Source organism: Streptococcus mitis, assembly GCF_002096895.1.
Taxonomy (GTDB): Bacteria; Bacillota; Bacilli; order Lactobacillales; family Streptococcaceae; genus Streptococcus; species Streptococcus mitis_AH.
Map to the genome: position 1 here is coordinate 818,712 of NZ_NCVI01000020.1, position 20,906 is coordinate 839,617.

At 38.8% G+C, this 20,906-nt stretch carries 20 protein-coding genes; 19 read left to right on the forward strand and 1 reads right to left on the reverse strand.

Annotated elements, in window-relative coordinates; translation table 11 throughout:
- The first annotated feature begins 98 nt into the window (after positions 1 to 98).
- From B7697_RS08660 to B7697_RS08690, 7 genes are all read left to right on the forward strand, one after another.
- Positions 99 to 3,200, forward strand: coding sequence for a DNA polymerase III subunit alpha (locus B7697_RS08660; protein WP_192851491.1), 3,102 nt, complete (start codon positions 99 to 101; stop codon positions 3,198 to 3,200).
- An 81-nt stretch (positions 3,201 to 3,281) separates the two neighbouring features.
- Positions 3,282 to 4,289 carry a 6-phosphofructokinase gene (gene pfkA / locus B7697_RS08665; RefSeq protein WP_000820863.1) on the forward strand — a complete coding sequence of 336 codons (1,008 nt, stop codon included), beginning with the start codon at positions 3,282 to 3,284 and terminating at the stop codon, positions 4,287 to 4,289.
- Between the two features lie 58 nt (positions 4,290 to 4,347).
- Entirely contained in the window at positions 4,348 to 5,853 is a 1,506-nt protein-coding gene (pyk, locus tag B7697_RS08670) for a pyruvate kinase (protein ID WP_084951409.1), read from the forward strand.
- A gap of 210 nt (positions 5,854 to 6,063) precedes the next feature.
- Positions 6,064 to 7,323 carry a UDP-N-acetylglucosamine 1-carboxyvinyltransferase gene (locus B7697_RS08675; protein ID WP_084951412.1) on the forward strand — a complete coding sequence of 420 codons (1,260 nt, stop codon included), beginning with the start codon at positions 6,064 to 6,066 and terminating at the stop codon, positions 7,321 to 7,323.
- 15 nt (positions 7,324 to 7,338) lie between these two features.
- Positions 7,339 to 7,890 carry a GNAT family N-acetyltransferase gene (locus tag B7697_RS08680; RefSeq protein ID WP_084951414.1) on the forward strand — a complete coding sequence of 184 codons (552 nt, stop codon included), beginning with the start codon at positions 7,339 to 7,341 and terminating at the stop codon, positions 7,888 to 7,890.
- The gene (spxR, locus tag B7697_RS08685) at positions 7,883 to 9,160 is read left to right on the forward strand and encodes a CBS-HotDog domain-containing transcription factor SpxR (protein WP_084951417.1); all 1,278 of its coding nucleotides are present in this window, start codon (positions 7,883 to 7,885) and stop codon (positions 9,158 to 9,160) included. The genes B7697_RS08680 and spxR overlap by 8 nt, the downstream gene beginning before the upstream one ends.
- Positions 9,161 to 9,175: 15 nt before the next feature.
- Positions 9,176 to 10,036 (forward strand): methionyl aminopeptidase, encoded by an 861-nt coding sequence (locus B7697_RS08690; RefSeq protein ID WP_000631543.1) that lies wholly within the window; start codon positions 9,176 to 9,178, stop codon positions 10,034 to 10,036.
- 173 nt (positions 10,037 to 10,209) lie between these two features.
- Here B7697_RS08690 and B7697_RS08695 read toward each other — a convergent pair whose 3' ends face one another.
- A complete protein-coding gene (locus B7697_RS08695) occupies positions 10,210 to 10,509 on the reverse strand; it encodes a YbaB/EbfC family nucleoid-associated protein (protein WP_042900806.1) in 300 nt (99 codons plus the stop codon).
- Positions 10,510 to 10,695: 186 nt separating this feature from the next.
- Here B7697_RS08695 and efeO point away from each other — a divergent pair, with 186 nt between their 5' ends.
- The 12 genes from efeO to B7697_RS08755 all read left to right on the forward strand — a co-directional run bounded on the left by efeO (position 10,696) and on the right by B7697_RS08755 (position 20,881).
- Positions 10,696 to 11,568, forward strand: coding sequence for an iron uptake system protein EfeO (gene efeO / locus B7697_RS08700; RefSeq protein ID WP_084951419.1), 873 nt, complete (start codon positions 10,696 to 10,698; stop codon positions 11,566 to 11,568).
- A 5-nt stretch (positions 11,569 to 11,573) separates the two neighbouring features.
- Positions 11,574 to 12,788 (forward strand): iron uptake transporter deferrochelatase/peroxidase subunit, encoded by a 1,215-nt coding sequence (gene efeB / locus B7697_RS08705; protein ID WP_000136411.1) that lies wholly within the window; start codon positions 11,574 to 11,576, stop codon positions 12,786 to 12,788.
- Positions 12,763 to 14,451, forward strand: coding sequence for an FTR1 family protein (locus tag B7697_RS08710; RefSeq protein ID WP_084951421.1), 1,689 nt, complete (start codon positions 12,763 to 12,765; stop codon positions 14,449 to 14,451). The genes efeB and B7697_RS08710 overlap by 26 nt, the downstream gene beginning before the upstream one ends.
- Positions 14,452 to 15,183 carry a twin-arginine translocase subunit TatC gene (gene tatC, locus B7697_RS08715; protein ID WP_084951423.1) on the forward strand — a complete coding sequence of 244 codons (732 nt, stop codon included), beginning with the start codon at positions 14,452 to 14,454 and terminating at the stop codon, positions 15,181 to 15,183.
- Positions 15,167 to 15,337 (forward strand): twin-arginine translocase TatA/TatE family subunit, encoded by a 171-nt coding sequence (gene tatA, locus B7697_RS08720; protein WP_000512113.1) that lies wholly within the window; start codon positions 15,167 to 15,169, stop codon positions 15,335 to 15,337. The genes tatC and tatA overlap by 17 nt, the downstream gene beginning before the upstream one ends.
- A gap of 336 nt (positions 15,338 to 15,673) precedes the next feature.
- Positions 15,674 to 16,381 carry an IspD/TarI family cytidylyltransferase gene (locus B7697_RS08725; protein WP_084951425.1) on the forward strand — a complete coding sequence of 236 codons (708 nt, stop codon included), beginning with the start codon at positions 15,674 to 15,676 and terminating at the stop codon, positions 16,379 to 16,381.
- Between the two features lie 4 nt (positions 16,382 to 16,385).
- Positions 16,386 to 17,408, forward strand: coding sequence for a ribitol-5-phosphate dehydrogenase (locus B7697_RS08730; RefSeq protein WP_049539817.1), 1,023 nt, complete (start codon positions 16,386 to 16,388; stop codon positions 17,406 to 17,408).
- Between the two features lie 16 nt (positions 17,409 to 17,424).
- Entirely contained in the window at positions 17,425 to 18,294 is an 870-nt protein-coding gene (gene licA / locus B7697_RS08735; RefSeq protein WP_084951428.1) for a choline kinase LicA, read from the forward strand.
- Entirely contained in the window at positions 18,284 to 19,162 is an 879-nt protein-coding gene (locus B7697_RS08740) for a DMT family transporter (protein ID WP_084951431.1), read from the forward strand. Before licA ends, B7697_RS08740 begins: the two co-directional genes overlap by 11 nt.
- An 11-nt stretch (positions 19,163 to 19,173) precedes the next feature.
- Complete coding sequence (locus B7697_RS08745; RefSeq protein WP_084951433.1) at positions 19,174 to 19,863, forward strand: sugar phosphate nucleotidyltransferase; 690 nt, start codon at positions 19,174 to 19,176, stop codon at positions 19,861 to 19,863.
- Positions 19,864 to 20,060: 197 nt separating this feature from the next.
- A complete protein-coding gene (locus B7697_RS08750) occupies positions 20,061 to 20,537 on the forward strand; it encodes a PTS sugar transporter subunit IIA (protein ID WP_000521972.1) in 477 nt (158 codons plus the stop codon).
- A gap of 38 nt (positions 20,538 to 20,575) precedes the next feature.
- A complete protein-coding gene (locus tag B7697_RS08755; RefSeq protein ID WP_000590547.1) occupies positions 20,576 to 20,881 on the forward strand; it encodes a PTS sugar transporter subunit IIB in 306 nt (101 codons plus the stop codon).
- Positions 20,882 to 20,906: the final 25 nt, after the last annotated feature.

The window sequence follows — 20,906 nt, forward strand, 5'->3', positions numbered from 1 at the left end:
CAATCAGACAAAGAAAGAACTTGAGATTTAATATCTCAGGTTCTTTTCTTTTTTGAAAATGGTATAATATAGTGAGAACGATAGAGGAGAAGTGTAAATTGATCGCACAACTAGATACAAAAACAGTCTATAGTTTTATGGAGAGCGTCATTTCAATCGACAAGTATGTGAGAGCAGCTAAAGAATTCGGATACACTCATCTGGCTATGATGGATATTGACAATCTTTATGGGGCTTTCGACTTTCTAGAGGTTACAAAAAAATATGGCATTCATCCTTTGTTAGGGCTTGAAATGAATATGCTTGTAGATGACAAGGATGTAAATCTGCGCTTTTTAGCTTTATCTAGTGTGGGCTATCAGCAGTTGATGAAACTTTCAACAGCAAAGATGCAGGGGGAGAAAAGTTGGTCAGTTCTATCTCAGTATCTAGAGGATATTGCGGTAATTGTGCCTTATTTTGAAGAACTTGAGTTGTTAAATCTAGGCTGTGATTACTATATAGGGGTTTACCCAGAAACACTGGCCAGCGAATTTCACCATCCTATTTTACCATTGTATCGGGTCAATACATTTGAAAGTAAGGATAGAGAAGTTCTTCAAGTATTAACAGCGATTAAAGAAAATCTACCGCTCAGAGAAGTTCCTTTGCGTTCGAGACAAGATGTTTTTATATCAGCAAGTTCTTTAGAGAAACTATTCCAAGAACGATTTCCGCAAGCCTTGGAGAACTTAGAAAAGCTGATTTCAGGTGTTTCTTATGACTTGGATACTAGTCTGAAACTGCCACGTTTTAACCCAGCTAGACCAGCAGTAGAAGAGTTGAGAGAACGTGCTGAACTGGGACTTTCTCAGAAGGGGTTGTCTAGTAAAGAATATCAAGACCGACTAGACCAAGAATTGGCTGTTATTCATGATATGGGCTTTGATGATTATTTCTTGGTCGTTTGGGATTTGCTGCGTTTTGGACGTTCGAATGGCTACTACATGGGAATGGGACGGGGTTCTGCAGTCGGTAGTTTGGTTTCCTATGCCTTGGACATCACAGGGATTGACCCAGTAGAGAAAAATCTCATTTTTGAACGCTTTCTCAATCGTGAACGCTATACCATGCCTGATATTGATATTGATATTCCTGATATTTATCGTCCGGATTTTATCAGATATGTTGGAAATAAATATGGTAGTAAACATGCGGCTCAAATCATTACCTTTTCTACCTTTGGGGCCAAACAGGCTCTGCGTGATGTCTTGAAACGCTTTGGTGTTCCAGAGTATGAATTATCCGCAATTACTAAGAAAATCAGTTTTCGGGATAATCTTAAGTCGGCCTATGAGGGCAATCTCCAGTTTCGTCAGCAAATTAATAGTAAGTTAGAATACCAAAAAGCCTTTGACATTGCTTGCAAGATAGAGGGCTATCCAAGACAAACCTCTGTCCATGCAGCTGGTGTTGTGATCAGTGACCAGGATTTGACCAACTATATCCCTCTGAAGCATGGTGATGAAATTCCACTGACTCAGTATGATGCTCATGGAGTTGAAGCTAGTGGGCTTTTGAAAATGGACTTTCTGGGACTACGAAATTTGACCTTTGTTCAGAAAATGAAAGAGTTGCTTGCTGAAACCGAAGATATTCACTTGAAAATTGAAGAAATAGATTTGGAAGACAAAGAAACTCTATCTCTTTTTGCCTCTGGAAATACAAAAGGTATCTTTCAATTCGAGCAACCGGGTGCTATTCGCCTACTCAAGCGTGTGCAGCCAGTCTGTTTTGAAGATGTCGTAGCAACTACTTCCTTAAATCGACCAGGTGCTAGTGATTATATCAATAATTTTGTAGCTAGAAAACATGGGCAGGAAGAAGTGACTGTTCTAGATTCAGCTCTGGAGGATATTTTGGCTCCAACTTATGGCATTATGCTCTATCAGGAGCAGGTTATGCAGGTTGCTCAGCGATTTGCTAGATTTAGTCTTGGGAAGGCCGATATTTTGCGACGAGCTATGGGTAAAAAGGATGCCTCTGCCATGCATGAAATGAGGGCTTCCTTTATTCAAGGCTCCATAGAAGCTGGTCATACTGTGGAAAAAGCAGAGCAGGTTTTTGATGTTATGGAGAAGTTTGCAGGTTATGGATTTAACCGTTCTCACGCCTATGCTTACTCAGCCTTGGCCTTCCAGTTGGCCTATTTTAAAACACATTATCCAGCTATCTTTTATCAGGTCATGTTGAATTCTGCCAACAGTGATTACTTAACTGATGCTCTAGAAGCCGGCTTTGCAGTAACACCGTTGTCCATCAATACCATCCCCTATCACGATAAAATTGCTAACAAGTCCATCTATCTAGGTCTGAAGTCGATTAAGGGAGTCAGCAATGACTTGGCGCTTTGGATTATTGAAAATAGACCCTATTCTAACATTGAAGATTTTATAGCTAAATTACCTGAGAATTATCTGAAACTTCCTCTGCTAGAGCCATTAGTAAAAGTCGGTCTTTTCGATTCATTTGAGAAAAATCGTCAAAAAGTATTTAATAATTTAGATAATCTATTTGAATTTGCGAAAGTGTTAGGAAGCTTATTTGGTGATACAATCTATAGTTGGCAGGAATCGGAAGATTGGACAGAACAAGAAAAATTCTATATGGAACAAGAGCTTCTAGGAGTGGGAGTTAGCAAACATCCACTACAAGCTATTGCAAGTAAGGCTATCTACCCAATTACACCAATCGGAAATTTGTCAGAAAATAGTCACTCAATTATATTGGTTGAAATTCAGAAAATAAAAGTGATTCGGACCAAAAAGGGTGAAAATATGGCCTTCTTACAGGTAGATGATAGTAAGAAAAAATTGGATGTTACCCTCTTCACAGACTTATATCGACAGATTGGGAATGAGTTGAAAGAAGGTGGATTCTACTACATCAAAGGGAAAGTACAGTCACGTGATGGCCGTCTGCAAATGATTGCACAAGAAATAAGAGAAGCTGTAGCTGAGCGCTTTTGGATTCAGGTGAAAAATCATGATTCGGATCAAGAAATTTCGAGAATTTTAGACCAGTATAAAGGCCCAATCCCAGTCATCATCAGGTATGAAGAGGAACAGAAAACGATTGTTTCTCCCAACCATTTTGTGACTAAATCCACTGAATTAGAAGCGAAATTAGGTGGAATCGTTATGAAAACGATTTATCGCTAAAATTACGGAAAATAGAGGAATTTTCCAATTAAATGTGATATAATCAGTAAGAATGTTAAAAGAAAAAGGAGCATAACCAATATGAAACGTATTGCTGTTTTGACTAGTGGTGGAGACGCCCCTGGTATGAACGCTGCCATCCGTGCAGTAGTTCGTCAAGCAATTTCAGAAGGAATGGAAGTGTTTGGTATCTATGATGGATATGCTGGTATGGTTGCCGGTGAAATTCATCCCCTAGATGCAGCTTCAGTAGGGGACATCATTTCTCGTGGTGGTACTTTCCTTCACTCTGCTCGTTACCCAGAGTTCGCTCAACTTGAAGGGCAACTTAAAGGGATTGAGCAATTGAAAAAACACGGAATTGAAGGTGTAGTTGTTATCGGTGGTGACGGATCTTACCACGGTGCTATGCGTTTGACTGAACATGGCTTCCCAGCTATCGGTCTTCCGGGTACAATCGACAACGATATCGTGGGTACTGACTTCACAATCGGTTTCGACACAGCGGTTACTACTGCTATGGACGCTATCGATAAGATTCGTGATACATCATCAAGTCACCGTCGTACATTTGTTATCGAAGTTATGGGACGTAACGCAGGTGATATCGCTCTTTGGGCTGGTATCGCAACTGGTGCTGATGAAATCATCATTCCTGAAGAAGGCTTCAAGATTGAAGATATCGTAGAAAGCATTAAATGTGGTTATGAGTGTGGTAAAAAACACAATATCATCGTTTTGGCAGAAGGTGTGATGTCAGCAGCTGAATTTGGTCAAAAACTAAAAGAAGCTGGGGATACAAGCGACCTTCGTGTGACAGAACTTGGACATATTCAACGTGGTGGTTCTCCAACTGCGCGTGACCGTGTTTTGGCATCACGTATGGGTGCACATGCTGTTAAACTTCTTAAAGAAGGTATCGGTGGTGTTGCGGTTGGTATCCGTAACGAGAAAATGGTTGAAAACCCTATTCTTGGAACTGCAGAAGAAGGAGCATTGTTTAGCCTTACTGCAGATGGTAAGATTGTGGTTAACAACCCACACAAGGCTGACCTTGAGCTATCTAGCTTGAATAAGAGCTTGTCATAATTTATAATTTAGTTAATAAGACCAAAAAGGTCATATATATAAAGGAGTCACAAAAATCATGAACAAACGTGTAAAAATCGTTGCAACTTTGGGACCTGCGGTAGAAATCCGTGGTGGTAAAAAATTTGGTGATGACGGTTACTGGGGTGAAAAACTTGATGTTGAAGCTTCAGCTAAAAATATTGCTAAATTGATTGAAGCTGGTGCTAACACATTCCGTTTCAACTTCTCACACGGTGACCACCAAGAACAAGGTGACCGTATGGCAACTGTTAAACTTGCTGAAAAACTTGCAGGTAAAAAAGTTGGTTTCCTTCTTGATACAAAAGGACCAGAAATCCGTACTGAATTGTTTGAAGGAGATGCAAAAGAGTACTCTTACACAACTGGTGAAAAAATCCGTGTTGCAACTAAACAAGGAATCAAATCAACTCGTGATGTGATTGCATTGAACGTTGCTGGCGCTCTTGATATCTATGATGATGTTGAAGTTGGTCGTCAAGTTTTGGTTGACGATGGTAAACTTGGTCTTCGTGTGGTTGCTAAAGATGACGCAACTCGTGAATTCGAAGTTGAAGTTGAAAACGATGGCGTAATTGCTAAACAAAAAGGTGTTAATATCCCTAACACTAAAATTCCTTTCCCAGCTCTTGCTGAACGTGATAACGACGATATCCGCTTTGGTCTTGAACAAGGTATCAACTTCATCGCGATTTCATTCGTACGTACTGCAAAAGACGTGAACGAAGTTCGTGCAATCTGTAAAGAAACTGGAAACGGACACGTTCAATTGTTCGCTAAAATCGAAAACCAACAAGGTATCGATAACTTGGATGAAATCATCGAAGCTGCTGATGGTATCATGATTGCTCGTGGTGACATGGGTATCGAAGTACCATTCGAGATGGTTCCAGTTTACCAAAAAATGATTATCAAGAAAGTCAATGCTGCAGGTAAAGTTGTTATCACAGCAACAAACATGCTTGAAACAATGACTGAAAAACCACGTGCAACTCGTTCAGAAGTATCAGACGTATTCAACGCTGTTATCGACGGTACTGATGCTACAATGCTTTCAGGTGAGTCTGCAAATGGTAAATACCCACTTGAGTCAGTAACTACAATGGCTACAATCGACAAGAACGCTCAAACTCTTCTTAACGAATACGGTCGTTTGAACTCAGATTCATTTGAACGTAACTCTAAGACAGAAGTAATGGCTTCAGCTGTTAAAGATGCTACTAACTCAATGGATATCAAATTGGTTGTAACTCTTACTAAGACAGGTCACACTGCACGTTTGATCTCTAAATACCGTCCAAATGCTGATATTTTGGCATTGACATTCGACGAATTGACAGAACGTGGATTGATGTTGAACTGGGGTGTTATCCCAATGTTGACAGATGCTCCATCATCAACTGATGATATGTTCGAAATTGCTGAACGTAAAGCAGTTGAAGCTGGTCTTGTAGAATCTGGTGATGATATCGTTATCGTAGCTGGTGTACCAGTTGGAGAAGCTGTTCGTACAAACACAATGCGTATCCGTACAGTACGCTAATCAAAATGAAAAAAGCCTATCATATCAAGCTTTCTAGCCTGTATGATGGGCTCTTTTTTTGTCTAGGGGGCAAAACTTTTTCAAAAAGGTCGGTTAATACAAATACGATTCAGCTAATATAATTGAAAATGATGGAAAAAAGGCTGAATTTATGGTATACTTTAACGTAGGACCTTTTTAGAAATTTTGAAAGAGTATTAAAAATTTAAAATGAGAAAAATTGTTATCAATGGTGGCTTGCCCCTGCAAGGTGAGATTACCATTAGTGGTGCAAAAAATAGTGTTGTAGCTTTAATTCCAGCTATTATTTTGGCAGATGATGTTGTGACTTTAGATTGTGTACCTGATATTTCTGATGTTGCTAGTCTTGTCGAAATCATGGAATTGATGGGAGCTACTGTTAAGCGTTATGATGATGTATTGGAGATTGACCCAAGAGGTGTTCAAAATACTCCAATGCCTTATGGAAAAATCAACAGTCTTCGTGCATCTTATTATTTTTATGGAAGTCTTTTAGGTCGCTTTGGTGAAGCTACAGTTGGCCTACCTGGAGGATGTGATCTGGGCCCTCGTCCGATTGACCTACATCTTAAGGCTTTTGAAGCTATGGGTGCCACTGTTAGCTACGAGGGAGATAACATGAAGTTATCTGCTAAAGATTCAGGACTCCATGGTGCAAGTATTTACATGGACACAGTTAGTGTAGGTGCGACGATTAATACAATGATTGCTGCGGTTAAAGCAAGTGGCCGTACGATTATTGAAAATGCAGCTCGTGAGCCTGAGATTATTGATGTAGCTACTCTCTTGAATAATATGGGAGCTCATATCCGTGGTGCAGGAACCAATATTATCATTATTGATGGTGTTGAAAGACTACACGGAACGCGTCATCAGGTGATTCCAGATCGTATTGAAGCTGGAACGTATATTTCTTTAGCTGCTGCAGTTGGTAAGGGAATTCGTATTAATAATGTACTATACGAGCACTTAGAAGGTTTCATTGCGAAGTTGGAAGAAATGGGAGTTCGAATGACTGTATCTGAAGACAGCATTTTTGTCGAGGAACAGTCTAATTTGAAAGCAATCAATATTAAGACAGCTCCTTATCCTGGTTTTGCTACTGACTTGCAACAACCAATTACTCCTCTCTTGTTAACAGCGGAAGGGCGTGGTACTATTATTGATACCATTTATGAAAAACGTGTAAACCATGTTTTTGAACTAGCAAAGATGGACGCGGATATTACGACTACAAACGACCATATTTTATATACCGGTGGACGTAGTTTACGTGGAGCAAATGTAAAAGCTACTGACCTTAGGGCTGGGGCCGCACTTGTCATTGCTGGTTTGATGGCTGAAGGTAAAACTGAAATTACAAATATTGAGTTCATCTTACGTGGTTACTCAGATATTATTGAAAAATTACGTAATCTAGGAGCGGATATTACACTTGTTGAAGAATAAACCGTAGAGGTGTTTATGAATATTTGGACCAAATTAGCAATGTTTTCTTTTTTTGAAACGGATCGCTTGTATTTGCGTCCTTTCTTTTTTAGTGATAGTAAGGACTTCCATGATATAGCTTCAAATCCAGAAAATTTACAATTCATTTTTCCAAGTCAAGCTAGTTTGGAAGAGAGTCAATATGCACTGGCCAATTATTTTATGAAGTCTCCTTTAGGTGTATGGGCTATTTGTGACAAGAAAACTGAAAAAATGATTGGTTCAATTAAGTTTGAAAAGCTAGATGAAATTAAAAAAGAAGCAGAACTTGGTTATTTTTTGAGAACAGATTTTTGGTCGCAAGGATTTATGACAGAGGTTGTTAGAAAAATTTGTCAGCTTTCTTTTGAGGAGTTTGGCTTAAAACAATTATCCATCATTACCCACCTTGAAAATGAAGCTAGCCAACGGGTTGCTCTTAAGTCTGGATTTCGATTGATTCGTCAGTTTAAAGGAAGTGATCGCTATACAAAGAAAATGCGTGATTATCTTGAGTTTCGCTTTGTAAAGGGAGAAATTAATGAGTAAACACCAAGAAATTCTAAGTTATTTGGAAGAATTACCCGTTGGTAAAAGAGTCAGTGTTCGAAGCATTTCCAACCATCTAGGAGTCAGTGATGGAACGGCTTATCGAGCTATCAAGGAAGCTGAAAACCGTGGAATTGTAGAGACTCGCCCAAGAAGTGGTACTATCCGTGTTAAATCTCAGAAAGTTGCTATAGAGAGATTAACTTTTGCTGAAATTGCTGAAGTGACTTCTTCTGAGGTTCTGGCTGGTCAAGAAGGTTTAGAGAGAGAATTTAGCAAGTTCTCAATCGGTGCCATGACTGAACAAAATATCCTGTCCTACCTTCATGATGGGGGACTCTTGATTGTCGGAGACCGTACCCGTATCCAAATGTTAGCCCTGGAAAATGAAAATGCAGTTCTGGTTACAGGGGGATTTCAGGTTCATGATGATGTGCTTAAACTGGCCAATCAAAAAGGAATTCCAGTTCTGAGAAGTAAGCATGACACATTCACCGTCGCGACCATGATCAACAAAGCTCTGTCAAATGTTCAAATTAAAACAGATATTTTGACAGTTGAGAAACTGTACCGTCCGAGTCATGAATATGGTTTTCTGAGAGAGACCGACACTGTTAAAGATTATTTGGACTTGGTACGTAAGAATCGTAGCAGTCGTTTCCCTGTTATTAATCAACATCAGGTTGTTGTTGGCGTTGTAACCATGAGAGACGCTGGTGATAAGTCACCAAGTACCACAATTGATAAGGTCATGTCCCGTAGTCTATTTTTAGTTGGATTATCGACAAACATTGCCAATGTGAGTCAACGGATGATTGCCGAAGACTTTGAAATGGTACCAGTTATTCGAAATAATCAAACCTTGCTTGGCGTTGTAACTAGACGAGATGTCATGGAGAAGATGAGTCGTTCCCAAGTTTCTGCTCTACCTACTTTTTCTGAGCAGATTGGACAAAAACTTTCTTATCATCATGATGAAGTAGTCATTACAGTGGAACCCTTTATGCTTGAGAAGAACGGTGTTTTGGCTAATGGTGTATTGGCAGAAATTTTGACCCACATGACCCAAGATTTAGTTGTTAATAGTGGCCGAAATCTCATTATTGAGCAGATGCTGATTTACTTTTTACAGGCTGTTCAGATAGATGATATACTGCGCATTCAAGCACGAATTATCCATCATACGAGACGGTCAGCTATTATTGACTACGATATTTATCACGGTCACCAGATTGTTTCAAAAGCAAATGTGACTGTTAAAATTAATTAGAAACTAGGAGAAAAAATGATAACATTAAAATCAGCTCGTGAAATCGAAGCTATGGATAAGGCTGGTGATTTTCTAGCAAGTATTCATATCGGCTTACGTGATTTGATTAAGCCTGGCGTAGATATGTGGGAAGTTGAAGAGTATGTCCGCCGTCGTTGTAAGGAAGAAAATTTCCTTCCGCTTCAGATTGGAGTTGACGGTGCTATGATGGACTATCCTTATGCTACCTGTTGCTCTCTTAACGATGAAGTAGCTCACGCTTTTCCTCGTCACTATATCTTGAAAGATGGTGATTTACTGAAAGTTGATATGGTTTTGGGAGGTCCTATAGCCAAATCTGACCTGAATGTCTCAAAACTAAACTTCAACAATGTGGAGCAAATGAAAAAATACACTCAGAGCTATTCTGGTGGTCTGGCAGACTCATGTTGGGCTTATGCTGTTGGTACACCGTCCGAAGAAGTGAAAAATTTGATGGATGTAACCAAAGAAGCTATGTACAAGGGAATCGAGCAAGCTGTTGTTGGAAATCGTATCGGTGATATTGGTGCAGCTATTCAAGAATACGCTGAAAGTCGTGGTTACGGTGTAGTACGTGATTTGGTTGGTCATGGTGTTGGTCCAACCATGCACGAAGAACCAATGGTTCCTAACTATGGTATTGCAGGTCGTGGGCTTCGTCTCCGTGAAGGAATGGTATTGACTATTGAACCAATGATCAATACAGGTGACTGGGAAATTGATACAGATATGAAGACAGGTTGGGCGCATAAGACCATTGACGGTGGTTTATCTTGTCAATATGAACACCAATTCGTGATTACTAAAGATGGACCAGTTATCTTGACTAGTCAAGGTGAAGAAGGAACTTATTAAAAGAAAGTGAAAGATCTAATGGAAGTTCATTTCTAAAGAATCCAGTAGATCTTTTCATATTAAATAAAGGCATTGCATTGATGTTTTTAGAATTTTTGAAGACAAGAAAATAGGCTCCATAATATCTGTAGCGGGACTTTCCTACAGATATTATAGAGCGTTTTTTCTTATGCTTAGAATGGCAATTTTCCAGCGAAAGCACCTAATTTTTTCTTGGTAGTTTCATCGATTTGTTCAAGAGCAGAGTTGATGGCTTGAACAGTCATATCAGAAAGAGTTTCAAGATCTTCAGGGTCAACGACAGCTGGATTAAAGTCAATGCTGATAACTTTCTTATCTCCAGTCAAGGTCGCTTGGACAAGGTCTTGAGCAGATTTGCCAACAAATTGCATAGCAGCAAGTTCAGCTTGGCTTTGTTCCATCTGTTTTTGAAGTTTTTGTGCTTGGCGCATCATGTTTTGCATGTTCATCATGGTGATTTATAGTTTCCTTTTACAATTATTTTCTTTTTTATTTTATCAATTTTAACGTTAAAAGTCTATTATTAGTATAAATTACTCGACATTAAATTTTCTGACAATTTATTGAAAAATGAGTGAAAACATGCTATAATGAAACGTAAAATTAATTCAGGCTTCCTGAACAAATAGGAGTAAACAATGAAAAAAATAGGTTTTGTCCTTTTATCTTCAGCCTTGCTATTGACAGCTTGTGCTAATAATCAATCTAAGCCAAGCAATACAAGTGATTCATCTAAGGTGACAGCCTTGTCTGAAGACAAGCAGAAAATGCTTGATAAGGCCACTGCTGACTATAAAACTTTTGTGCAAGAGCAAATTGATAAACTGTTGACAGATACAGAAGGTTTTGTCAAACTATTGAAAGAAGGTAAGTTAGAAGAAGCTAAGAAGGTTTATCCACTGATTCGCATGTCTTATGAGCGTTCAGAACCAATCGCTGAAAGTTTTGGTGAGTCAGATGTCAAGATTGACTTCCGCTTGGCAGACTACATGGACGAAAACAAGACAGAGGAAGGTTGGTCAGGTTTCCACCGTATCGAACGTATCCTTTGGGAAGATAATACCACTAAAGGAACTGAAAGCTACGGCGATCAGTTGGTAAATGATATCAAGGAATTGAAAGCCAAGATTGCAACTGTGGATGTGGACTACAAGGTCATGTTGACTGGAGCAGTTGACTTGCTTAACGAAGTAGCAACAAGCAAGATTACAGGTGAAGAGGAAATTTATTCTCACACAGACTTGTATGATTTCCGTGCCAATATTGAGGGTGCTGAGAAGATTTTCCAACTCTTTAAACCTTTGCTTGAAAAATCAGACGCTAACCTAGTTAAAGAATTGGAAGCAGATTTCAAATCTGTTAATAGCTTGTTGGACAAACACATGACCGACAAGGAACACTACAAACTTTATACAGATTTGACAAAAGAAGATACCAAAGAATTGTCAGAAGCTGTGACAAAACTTGGTGAACCTCTGTCACAAATGGGTAAATTTCTTAGTGGAGAGTAAGAGTCATGACTGAAAAAGACGAAAAGTTTTTTGAGAAGAAAATGGACCGTCGAGAATTTCTAAAAAAAGCAGGGATTGGAGGGGCTGGTTTAGCGCTAGGACTCTCTGGTGCTTCTGCTTTTTTCGCACCTAAGCTAGGAAGTCAGGAAAAAATCTCGTACGGAAATGAAAAAATTGCTTTTTATGGCAAGCATCAAGCTGGGATTAGTACGCCCATGCAAAAGAATATCTATTTTGTTGTCTTGGACCTACATACGACGGATAGAGATAAGATTATCCAACTATTCAAGGATTGGACGGATTATAGTGCCAAGTTGGTTGAAGGGGAACTGGTCAAAAAAGATGGCCAGAATGCTCTCTTGCCTCCAAGCGATACTGGTGAAACAGTCGGGCTTAACCCTCATCGTCTGACGCTGACTTTTGGTGTGTCTGCCAGTTTCTTGAAAAAGATGAACTTGGAGAACAAGCGTCCTCAAGTGTTCAGGGATTTACCGCCTTTTCCTAAAGAGCAATTGCGTGAAAAATATACTGGTGGGGATATTGTGATTCAGGCTTGTGCAGATGATGAGCAGGTTGCCTTTCATGCCATTCGCAATCTCATCCGTAAGGGAAGAAATGCAGTGACCCTTCGTTGGAGTCAGTCTGGATTTGCAGCTATTGGTGACCGGATGGAAACACCGCGTAATCTCTTTGGTTTTAAAGATGGAACAGCAAATCCAACCAAGGAGCAAGACTTTGACCGCGTTATCTGGGCTGATAGTAAGGACTGGATGGAAAATGGTTCTTATATGGCAGTTCGTCGGATTCAGATGTTTTTAGAGACCTGGGACCGCACTAGTCTTGAAGAACAAGAAAATACCTTTGGTCGTTACAAGGAAAGTGGTGCCCCCTTTGGTAAGAAGAACGAGTTTGATGAAGTGGATTTGAGTCTTTTGCCAGATGATTCGCATGTTCGTTTAGCCAAGGAAGTGGACAAGCCCCTTTTGCGTCGTTCTTATTCTTACTCAGATGGGATTGATGAAAAAACTGGCCAGTTTGATACAGGCTTGCTCTTCATTTCTTTCCAGAAGGACCCTGATAACTTTGTTAAGGTTCAAACCAATCTGGGTGCTACAGATAAGATGAATGAATATATCACTCACATCGGTAGTGGACTCTTTGCTTGCTTTGGTGGTGTGGAGAAAGGAGGCTACATTGGTCAGAAATTATTGGAAGGCTAGAAGCTGGTTCTTGGTTTTAGCTTTGTTATTTTTAATTCTTTCCCCAGTAGGTGCCCAAGAGAGTCTAAGTTCTTACTTTGTGAAAATCACAGATGCGTCCAAAGCGGTTAAAAATGGCAATCAGTCTGAAGCACAGAAACTCGTTGCAGAGATGGCATCAGACTTTGAAAGAGTAAAAGACAGTAATTCTGAGGCTGGTAAAGTCGTTAAGGAAAAGTTAGTACAATCAGGAGAGATTACTGAAGACAAACTCACCGAAATTTCTGCAGCCCTATTAGCCTTTGAAAAAGAACAAAATCCTGTTGACTTAGATGCGGAAAAGAAAAAATTGGTCAACCGTCTAAGTCCTCGTTTTGAAGCCTTGGAACAAGCCATTACCTCTAAAGATCTGGAAAAGGTTCGAGAGGCTTTTAAGAAAATGAATTCCACTTGGACTATCAATGAAAGTGTGGTTCGTGACAATAGTACAGCCCATTATGGACGTGTTGAAACAGCTATTTCCTTCTTACGTAGTAGTATGGAAACCGAGCCTACAGACTTTAACTCCATCCAGAATTCCTTCGAGGACTTAAAAAAGGCTATTGATGATTTTGTAAGCGGAAAAGAAATTGCAGAAGCTTCCAGTAATTTGAGTCTTAAAGATGGCATTGCCATTTTGAAGAAGGCTTTGGAACAATTCCAAGCTGGTGACCAAGCCTCAGGAGCAGTCAGTATGAAGGAATTTATTATTATCTGGCCAACGATTGAGGGTTCTGTTAGCACGACCAATCCTTCTCTCTATACACGAGTGGAAAGCGAAAGCCCTGTGATTATGGTCAAGGGAAGTGAGAAGGATTACCAAGAAAAATTAGAAAAACTGATTGCAGATTTATCACAAATTGATACCAGTGCACGATACAATGCCTTTGATGCCATGCTGATTCTTCTAAGAGAAGGTGTAGAAGCCCTCTTAATCGTTATGGCCTTGGTAACGACCTTGAAAGCAGCCAAAATGAGAAAAGGGCTCAAGTGGGTTTATGGTGGTGCTATCACAGGAATCATGGCCAGTCTCCTTATTGCCTTCATCCTGCAAATTGCCTTTCCATCAGTAACATCAGGTTCCAATCGTGAAATCATAGAAGGAGCAGTTGGGATTTTTGCGGTAGCTATGATGATTGTGATTGGAATCTGGCTCCACAGCAAATCCTCAGTCAAAAAATGGAATACTTTTATGGAGTTACAAATGGAAACAGTGACCAAGACAGGTTCCTTTATTTCCATGTTTACCCTCAGTTTTCTAGCTGTTTTCCGTGAGGGAGCAGAAACCATTCTCTTTTATGTTGGGATTTTACCAAGAATTTCCAGTTTTGAATTTGTTTTGGGAATTTCACTTGCCTTGCTGGTTTTGGTAATTATTGCTGTTGTGATGAACAAGGCTAGTCAATTCTTCCTGCCACATAAGGTCTTTTTTATCCTGACTTGGATGATTTATGCTCTAGCCTTTAAGATGCTAGGAGTTAGTGTCCATGCTCTTCAGTTGACCAATATGGCACCCAACCACTTGCTGACAGGCTTTCCAACTATCGACTTACTTGGAATTTACCCAAGTTGGGAAGGTTTGACCAGCCAGCTAATCTTTGTTGTCATTGTCTTGATTGTCACTTTCAGACAGGGTGAAAAATAGATGGATAGAAAAGAATTGACAATCGTGGAACATCTGGTAGAATTTAGAAAGAGATTATTGGCTGTGGTCATTTGTTTCTTTTTGGTATTCTGTGTCTCTTTACTTTTTGCAGACCAGATTTACCAGTATGTGACCCAATCTTTTCAACAAAAGTTGATTGTTTTAGGGCCTAATGATATTTTATGGATATACATACGCTTGGCTAGTCTGATGGCCTTTACTATCACCTTGCCTTACACGGTGTATCATATTTGGTCTTTTATCAAACCTGGTTTAAAGAAGGAAGAAGCTAGAGCAGTCTTTGCCTATATTCCAGCTAGTTTCCTTTGTTTTCTAGTTGGACTGGCTTTTGGTTTTTACTTTGTAACACCAGCCTTACTTCAGGTTTTATTAGGGCTAGGTGAAGAACTATTTGAAACACAGTTAACAGCTCAAAATTATCTGTCCTTTGTTTTTCAAACGACCTTGCCCTTGGCTTTGATTTTTGAATTACCAGTTATCATTGCCTTTTTGACGTCGATTGGGCTCATTGGTCCAGAATTATTGATTGCTTATCGCCGATATGCTTATTTTATCTTATTGGTACTAGCAGTCATCTTAACACCAGCTGACTTTGTCAGCGATTTGGCAATGACTGCCCCCTTGATTTTACTCTATGAATTGAGTATTGCTATCAGCAAATACATTATGAAACGCAAGCAGAAAGGAGAGAGAAATGGGAATCTTACGTGATATCGGAGCACCAGGATTGATTATCATCGTTTTAGGAGCTCTATTGATCTTTGGACCAAAACGATTGCCTGAACTAGGCGAATCAATTGGTAAAATGTTATCTGAATTTAAAAAAGCGGTTAAAGGAACTGAAAATCAAGATAAGGAAGAGTAAAACTTTTGAGTTTTACTAAAAATAAGAAGTTAGGAAGTGTGTCTCTATCGGACAATTTATTATTTCCTAGCTTTTTCTTGTATTAAGAAAATATAATTTTAAGTTTTCTTTAAGGAAAGTATATTATTCTGAAGAACTCTAAAATTTCACAGCCATTTATTAGTAATTGCTACAGAATTCCTAGTCATTACTAGAAATGGACTAGTTTCTTTGAAGAATAGAACTGCTTAATCCTCCTATTCTAGAAAGGGAGGTTCGGTATTTCTTTCATGATAGGACTAGATTGTGGTATAATAGAGAAAATAAGTTTTTTTAGTAAGACAAAGGAGAAAATAGATGATTTATGCAGGAATTCTTGCCGGTGGAACTGGTACTCGCATGGGAATTAGTAATTTGCCAAAACAATTTTTAGAGCTAGGTGATCGACCTATTTTGATTCATACAATTGAAAAATTTGTCTTGGAACCAAGCATTGAAAAAATTGTAGTTGGCGTCCATGGAGACTGGGTTTCCCATGCAGAGGATCTTGTAGATAAATATCTACCTCTTCATAAGGATCGTATCATCATTACAAAAGGTGGTGCTGACCGTAATACGAGTATTGAGAAAATCATTGAAGCCATCGATGCTTATCGTCCGCTTACACCAGAGGACATCGTTGTTACCCACGATTCTGTTCGTCCGTTCATTACGCTTCGCATGATTCAGGACAATATCCAACTTGCTCAAAATCATGATGCAGTGGACACAGTGGTAGAAGCGGTTGATACTATCGTTGAAAGTACTAATGGTCAATTTATTACAGATATTCCAAATCGTGCTCACCTCTATCAAGGACAAACACCTCAAACATTCCGTTGCAAGGACTTCATGGACCTATATGGCTCTCTCTCTACTGAAGAGAAGGAAATCTTGACAGATGCATGTAAGATCTTTGTAATCAAAGGAAAAGATGTGGCCTTGGCTAAGGGTGAATATTCAAATCTAAAAATCACAACAGTGACAGATTTGAAAATTGCAAAAAGTATGATTGAGAAAGACTAGTGAAATGATTAATCAAATTTATCAACTAACAAAGCCTAAGTTTATCAATGTTAAATACCAGGAAGAGGCCATTGATCAAGAGAATCATATTCTCATTCGCCCCAATTACATGGCTGTCTGTCATGCGGATCAGCGTTACTATCAAGGAAAACGTGACCCAAAGATTTTGAATAAAAAGCTTCCAATGGCAATGATTCACGAGTCATGTGGAACCGTTATTTCTGACCCGACGGGAACCTATGAGGTTGGTCAAAAAGTTGTCATGATTCCGAATCAGCCTCCTATGCAAAGTGATGAAGAATTCTATGAGAACTACATGACAGGGACCCATTTCTTGTCTAGTGGATTTGATGGCTTTATGAGAGAGTTTGTTTCTCTCCCTAAAGATCGTGTGGTGGCTTATGATGCTATTGAAGACACGGTTGCAGCCATTACAGAGTTTGTCAGTGTCGGCATGCACGCTATGAATCGTCTATTGACCCTTGCTCATAGCAAGCGGAACCGAATCGCCGTTATCGGAGATGGAAGTTTAGCTTTTGTGGTTGCCAATATTATCAACTATACTTTGCCAGAAGCAGAGATTGTGGTTATTGGTCGTCATTGGGAGAAATTAGAACTCTTCTCTTTTGCTAAAGAATGCTATATTACTGATAACATTCCTGAAGATTTGGCCTTTGACCATGCTTTTGAGTGTTGTGGTGGTGATGGTACTGGACCAGCTATTAATGACTTGATTCGTTACATTCGTCCTCAGGGAACGATTCTTATGATGGGAGTTAGTGAGTATAAAGTCAATCTCAATACACGTGATGCCTTAGAAAAGGGCTTGCTCTTGGTAGGCTCCTCTCGTTCTGGTCGCATCGATTTTGAAAATGCAATCCAAATGATGGAAGTCAAGAAATTTGCCAATCGTCTTAAAAATATCCTTTATCTAGAAGAACCTGTAAGAGAAATTAAAGATATTCACCGTGTCTTTGCTACCGATTTAAACACAGCCTTTAAAACAGTGTTTAAGTGGGAAGTATAAGTCCTGGAGGTTAATTGTGGAGAAAATCATTAAAGAAAAAATTTCTTCCTTACTTAGTCAAGAAGAGGAAGTCCTCAGTGTTGAACAACTGGGGGGAATGACCAATCAAAACTATTTGGTCAAAACAACAAATAAGCAATACATTGTTAAATTCTTTGGTAAAGGGACTGAAAAACTGATCAATCGTCAAGATGAAAAGTACAATCTTGAACTACTTAAAGATTTAGACTTAGATGTAAAAAATTATCTTTTTGATATTGAAGCTGGTATCAAAGTAAATGAGTATATCGAATCTGCGATTACGCTTGATTCAACGTCAATCAAGACCAAATTTGATAAAATTGCTCCAATTTTACAAACCATTCATGCTTCTGGTAAGGAATTAAGGGGAGAATTTGCTCCTTTTGAAGAAATCAAAAAATACGAATCCTTGATTGAAGAGAAAATCCCTTATGCCAACTATGAAGCTGTTCGAGAAGAAGTCTTCTCCTTAGAGAAAAGACTGGCTGACTTAGGTGTTGACAGAAAATCTTGTCATATCGATTTGGTGCCTGAAAACTTTATCGAATCACCTCAAGGACGACTTTATCTGATTGACTGGGAATATTCATCAATGAATGATCCAATGTGGGATTTGGCAGCCCTCTTTTTAGAGTCCGAATTCACTCCCCAAGAGGAAGAAGCTTTCTTATCTCACTATGAGAGTGAGCAAACACCTGTCTCTCGTGAAAAGATTGCCATCTATAAAATTTTGCAAGATGCTATTTGGAGTCTATGGACTGTCTATAAGGAAGAGCAAGGCGCAGATTTTGGTGACTATGGTGTGAATCGTTACCAAAGAGCTGTTAAAGGTTTGTCATATTATGGAGGTTCAGATGAAAAATAAAAATGGAGTTTCTTTTGGTCTACTCTCAGGTATTTTCTGGGGTTTAGGTCTAACGATTAGTGCTTATATCTTTTCGATTTTTACAGATTTGTCCCCCTTTGTGGTGGCTGCTGCTCACGATTTCTTGAGTATCTTTATACTACTAGCTTTTCTTTTAGTAAAAGAAGGAAAAGTTCGTCTCTCAATTTTCTTAAATATTCGCAATGTTAGTGTTATCATCGGAGCCTTGCTAGCAGGCCCTATCGGTATGCAGGCCAATCTTTATGCGGTTAAGTATATCGGAAGTTCCTTAGCTTCATCAGTATCGGCTATTTATCCTGCGATTTCAGTTTTATTGGCTTTCTTTTTTTTGAAGCACAAGATTTCGAAAAATACTGTATTTGGTATTGTCTTGATTATTGCAGGAATTATTGCCCAGACCTATAAGGTTGAACAGGTCAATTCCTTCTACATTGGGATTCTCTGTGCTTTGGTTTGTGCTATTGCATGGGGAAGCGAGAGTGTTCTTAGCTCTTTTGCCATGGAAAGTGAACTGAGTGAAATCGAAGCCCTCTTAATCCGTCAAGTGACTTCATTCTTGTCCTATCTTGTGATTGTGCTCTTCTCTCATCAGTCATTTGCAGAAGTGAGCAATGGACAATTGTTAGGTCTTATGATTGTCTTTGCTGCCTTTGATATGATTTCCTACTTGGCTTATTATATCGCTATCAATCGCTTGCAACCAGCCAAGGCTACAGGATTGAACGTGAGCTATGTAGTATGGACAGTCTTGTTTGCAGTTGTTTTCTTGGGTGCACCATTAGATATGCTGACCATTATTACTTCACTTGTCGTCATTGCTGGAGTTTATATTATTATTAAAGAATAAAGGAGATTTGTGTGAAAGCCATCATCTTAGCAGCGGGCTTGGGAACTCGCTTGCGTCCTATGACTGAAAATACCCCTAAAGCCTTGGTTCAGGTTAATCAAAAACCTTTAATTGAATACCAAATTGAGTTTCTAAAAGAAAAGGGAATCCATGACATCATCATCATCGTTGGTTACCTTAAAGAACAATTCGATTACTTAAAAGAAAAATACGGTGTTCGCCTCGTTTTCAATGATAAATACGCTGACTACAATAACTTTTACTCTCTCTATCTTGTAAAAGAAGAATTGGCCAACAGCTATGTTATTGATGCCGATAATTATCTCTTTAAAAATATGTTCCGCAATGATTTGACTCGTTCGACTTATTTTAGTGTCTATCGTGAAGATTGTACCAACGAATGGTTCTTGGTCTATGGAGATGACTACAAAGTTCAAGACATTATTGTGGATAGTAAGGCAGGTCGCATCCTTAGTGGTGTATCCTTCTGGGACGCTCCAACTGCAGAAAAAATTGTTAACTTTATTGACAAGGCCTATGCAAGTGGTGAATTTGTTGATCTCTATTGGGACAATATGGTTAAGGATAATATCAAAGAGCTAGATGTCTATGTTGAAGAATTAGAAGGTAATAGCATCTATGAGATCGATAGTGTCCAAGACTATCATAAATTAGAAGAAATTCTTAAAAACGAAAATTAAAAATTCCAACATCTGACTAAAATAGTCGGATGTTTTTTATTTCACTTTAGTTTGATATTTTTAATAACTGTTTGAAATATGGTTGTTAAATATAAAAAAAACAGAAAATGAACAAAAAACAACAAAAAAATATTGACAACGATTTCATATAGTGTTATACTTATAGCATAAAGTTAATGGAAAGAAGGGAAAACCTTATGGGATTAGATCATTTCTTTGACAAAAACCTTGTGTTTTGCTTAGAAGCGGATAATCAAGAACATCTCTTTGATCAGGTTGCAACTTTATTGGAAGAACGGGAAATCGTAACTCCAACTTATCGTGAAGCCTTGATCACGCGTGAAAAGTCATTTCCAACTGGCTTAGATATGGAATTTTTAGGTAAGGATTTGCCAAATGTGGCTATTCCTCACACAGATATTGTTCATAATCTAGCCGAAAAAGTTGTGGTCGTTCGATTAGATAAACCAGTGACTTTCCACAATATGATTGCACCAGATAAGGAAGTAGAAGTATCTTTACTCTTCTTTATCATTAATAACTCAAGTTCAAGTCAAACAAACATTCTTGCTCAGTTGATGGACTTCTTTACTGGAAATGGTCATCTTGAAGACCTATCAAAAATTTCTGAACCAGAAGCCCTCTATGCTTATATCGCTGAAGCAATCGCTTAATCTTGTCTATTAAAAATATTAAATCGGAGGAAATCCATATGATTAAAATTCTTGCTGCCTGCGGTGCAGGTGTTAACTCAAGCCACCAAATTAAAAGTGCTCTTGAAGAAGAACTTTCTAACCGCGGTTTTGATGTTCACTGTGATGCGGTAATGGTCAAAGACGTTAATGAAGACCTTATCAAAGGTTATGACATCTTTACACCAATTGCTGCGACAGACCTTGGTTTTGACCCAGGTATTCCAGTTATCGAAGCTGGACCAATCTTATTCCGTATCCCAGCTATGAGTGCTCCAGTATTTGACAATATTGAAGCAGCTATCAAAGAACACGGATTAAGCTAATTTTAATTTGTTAACATTCATATAA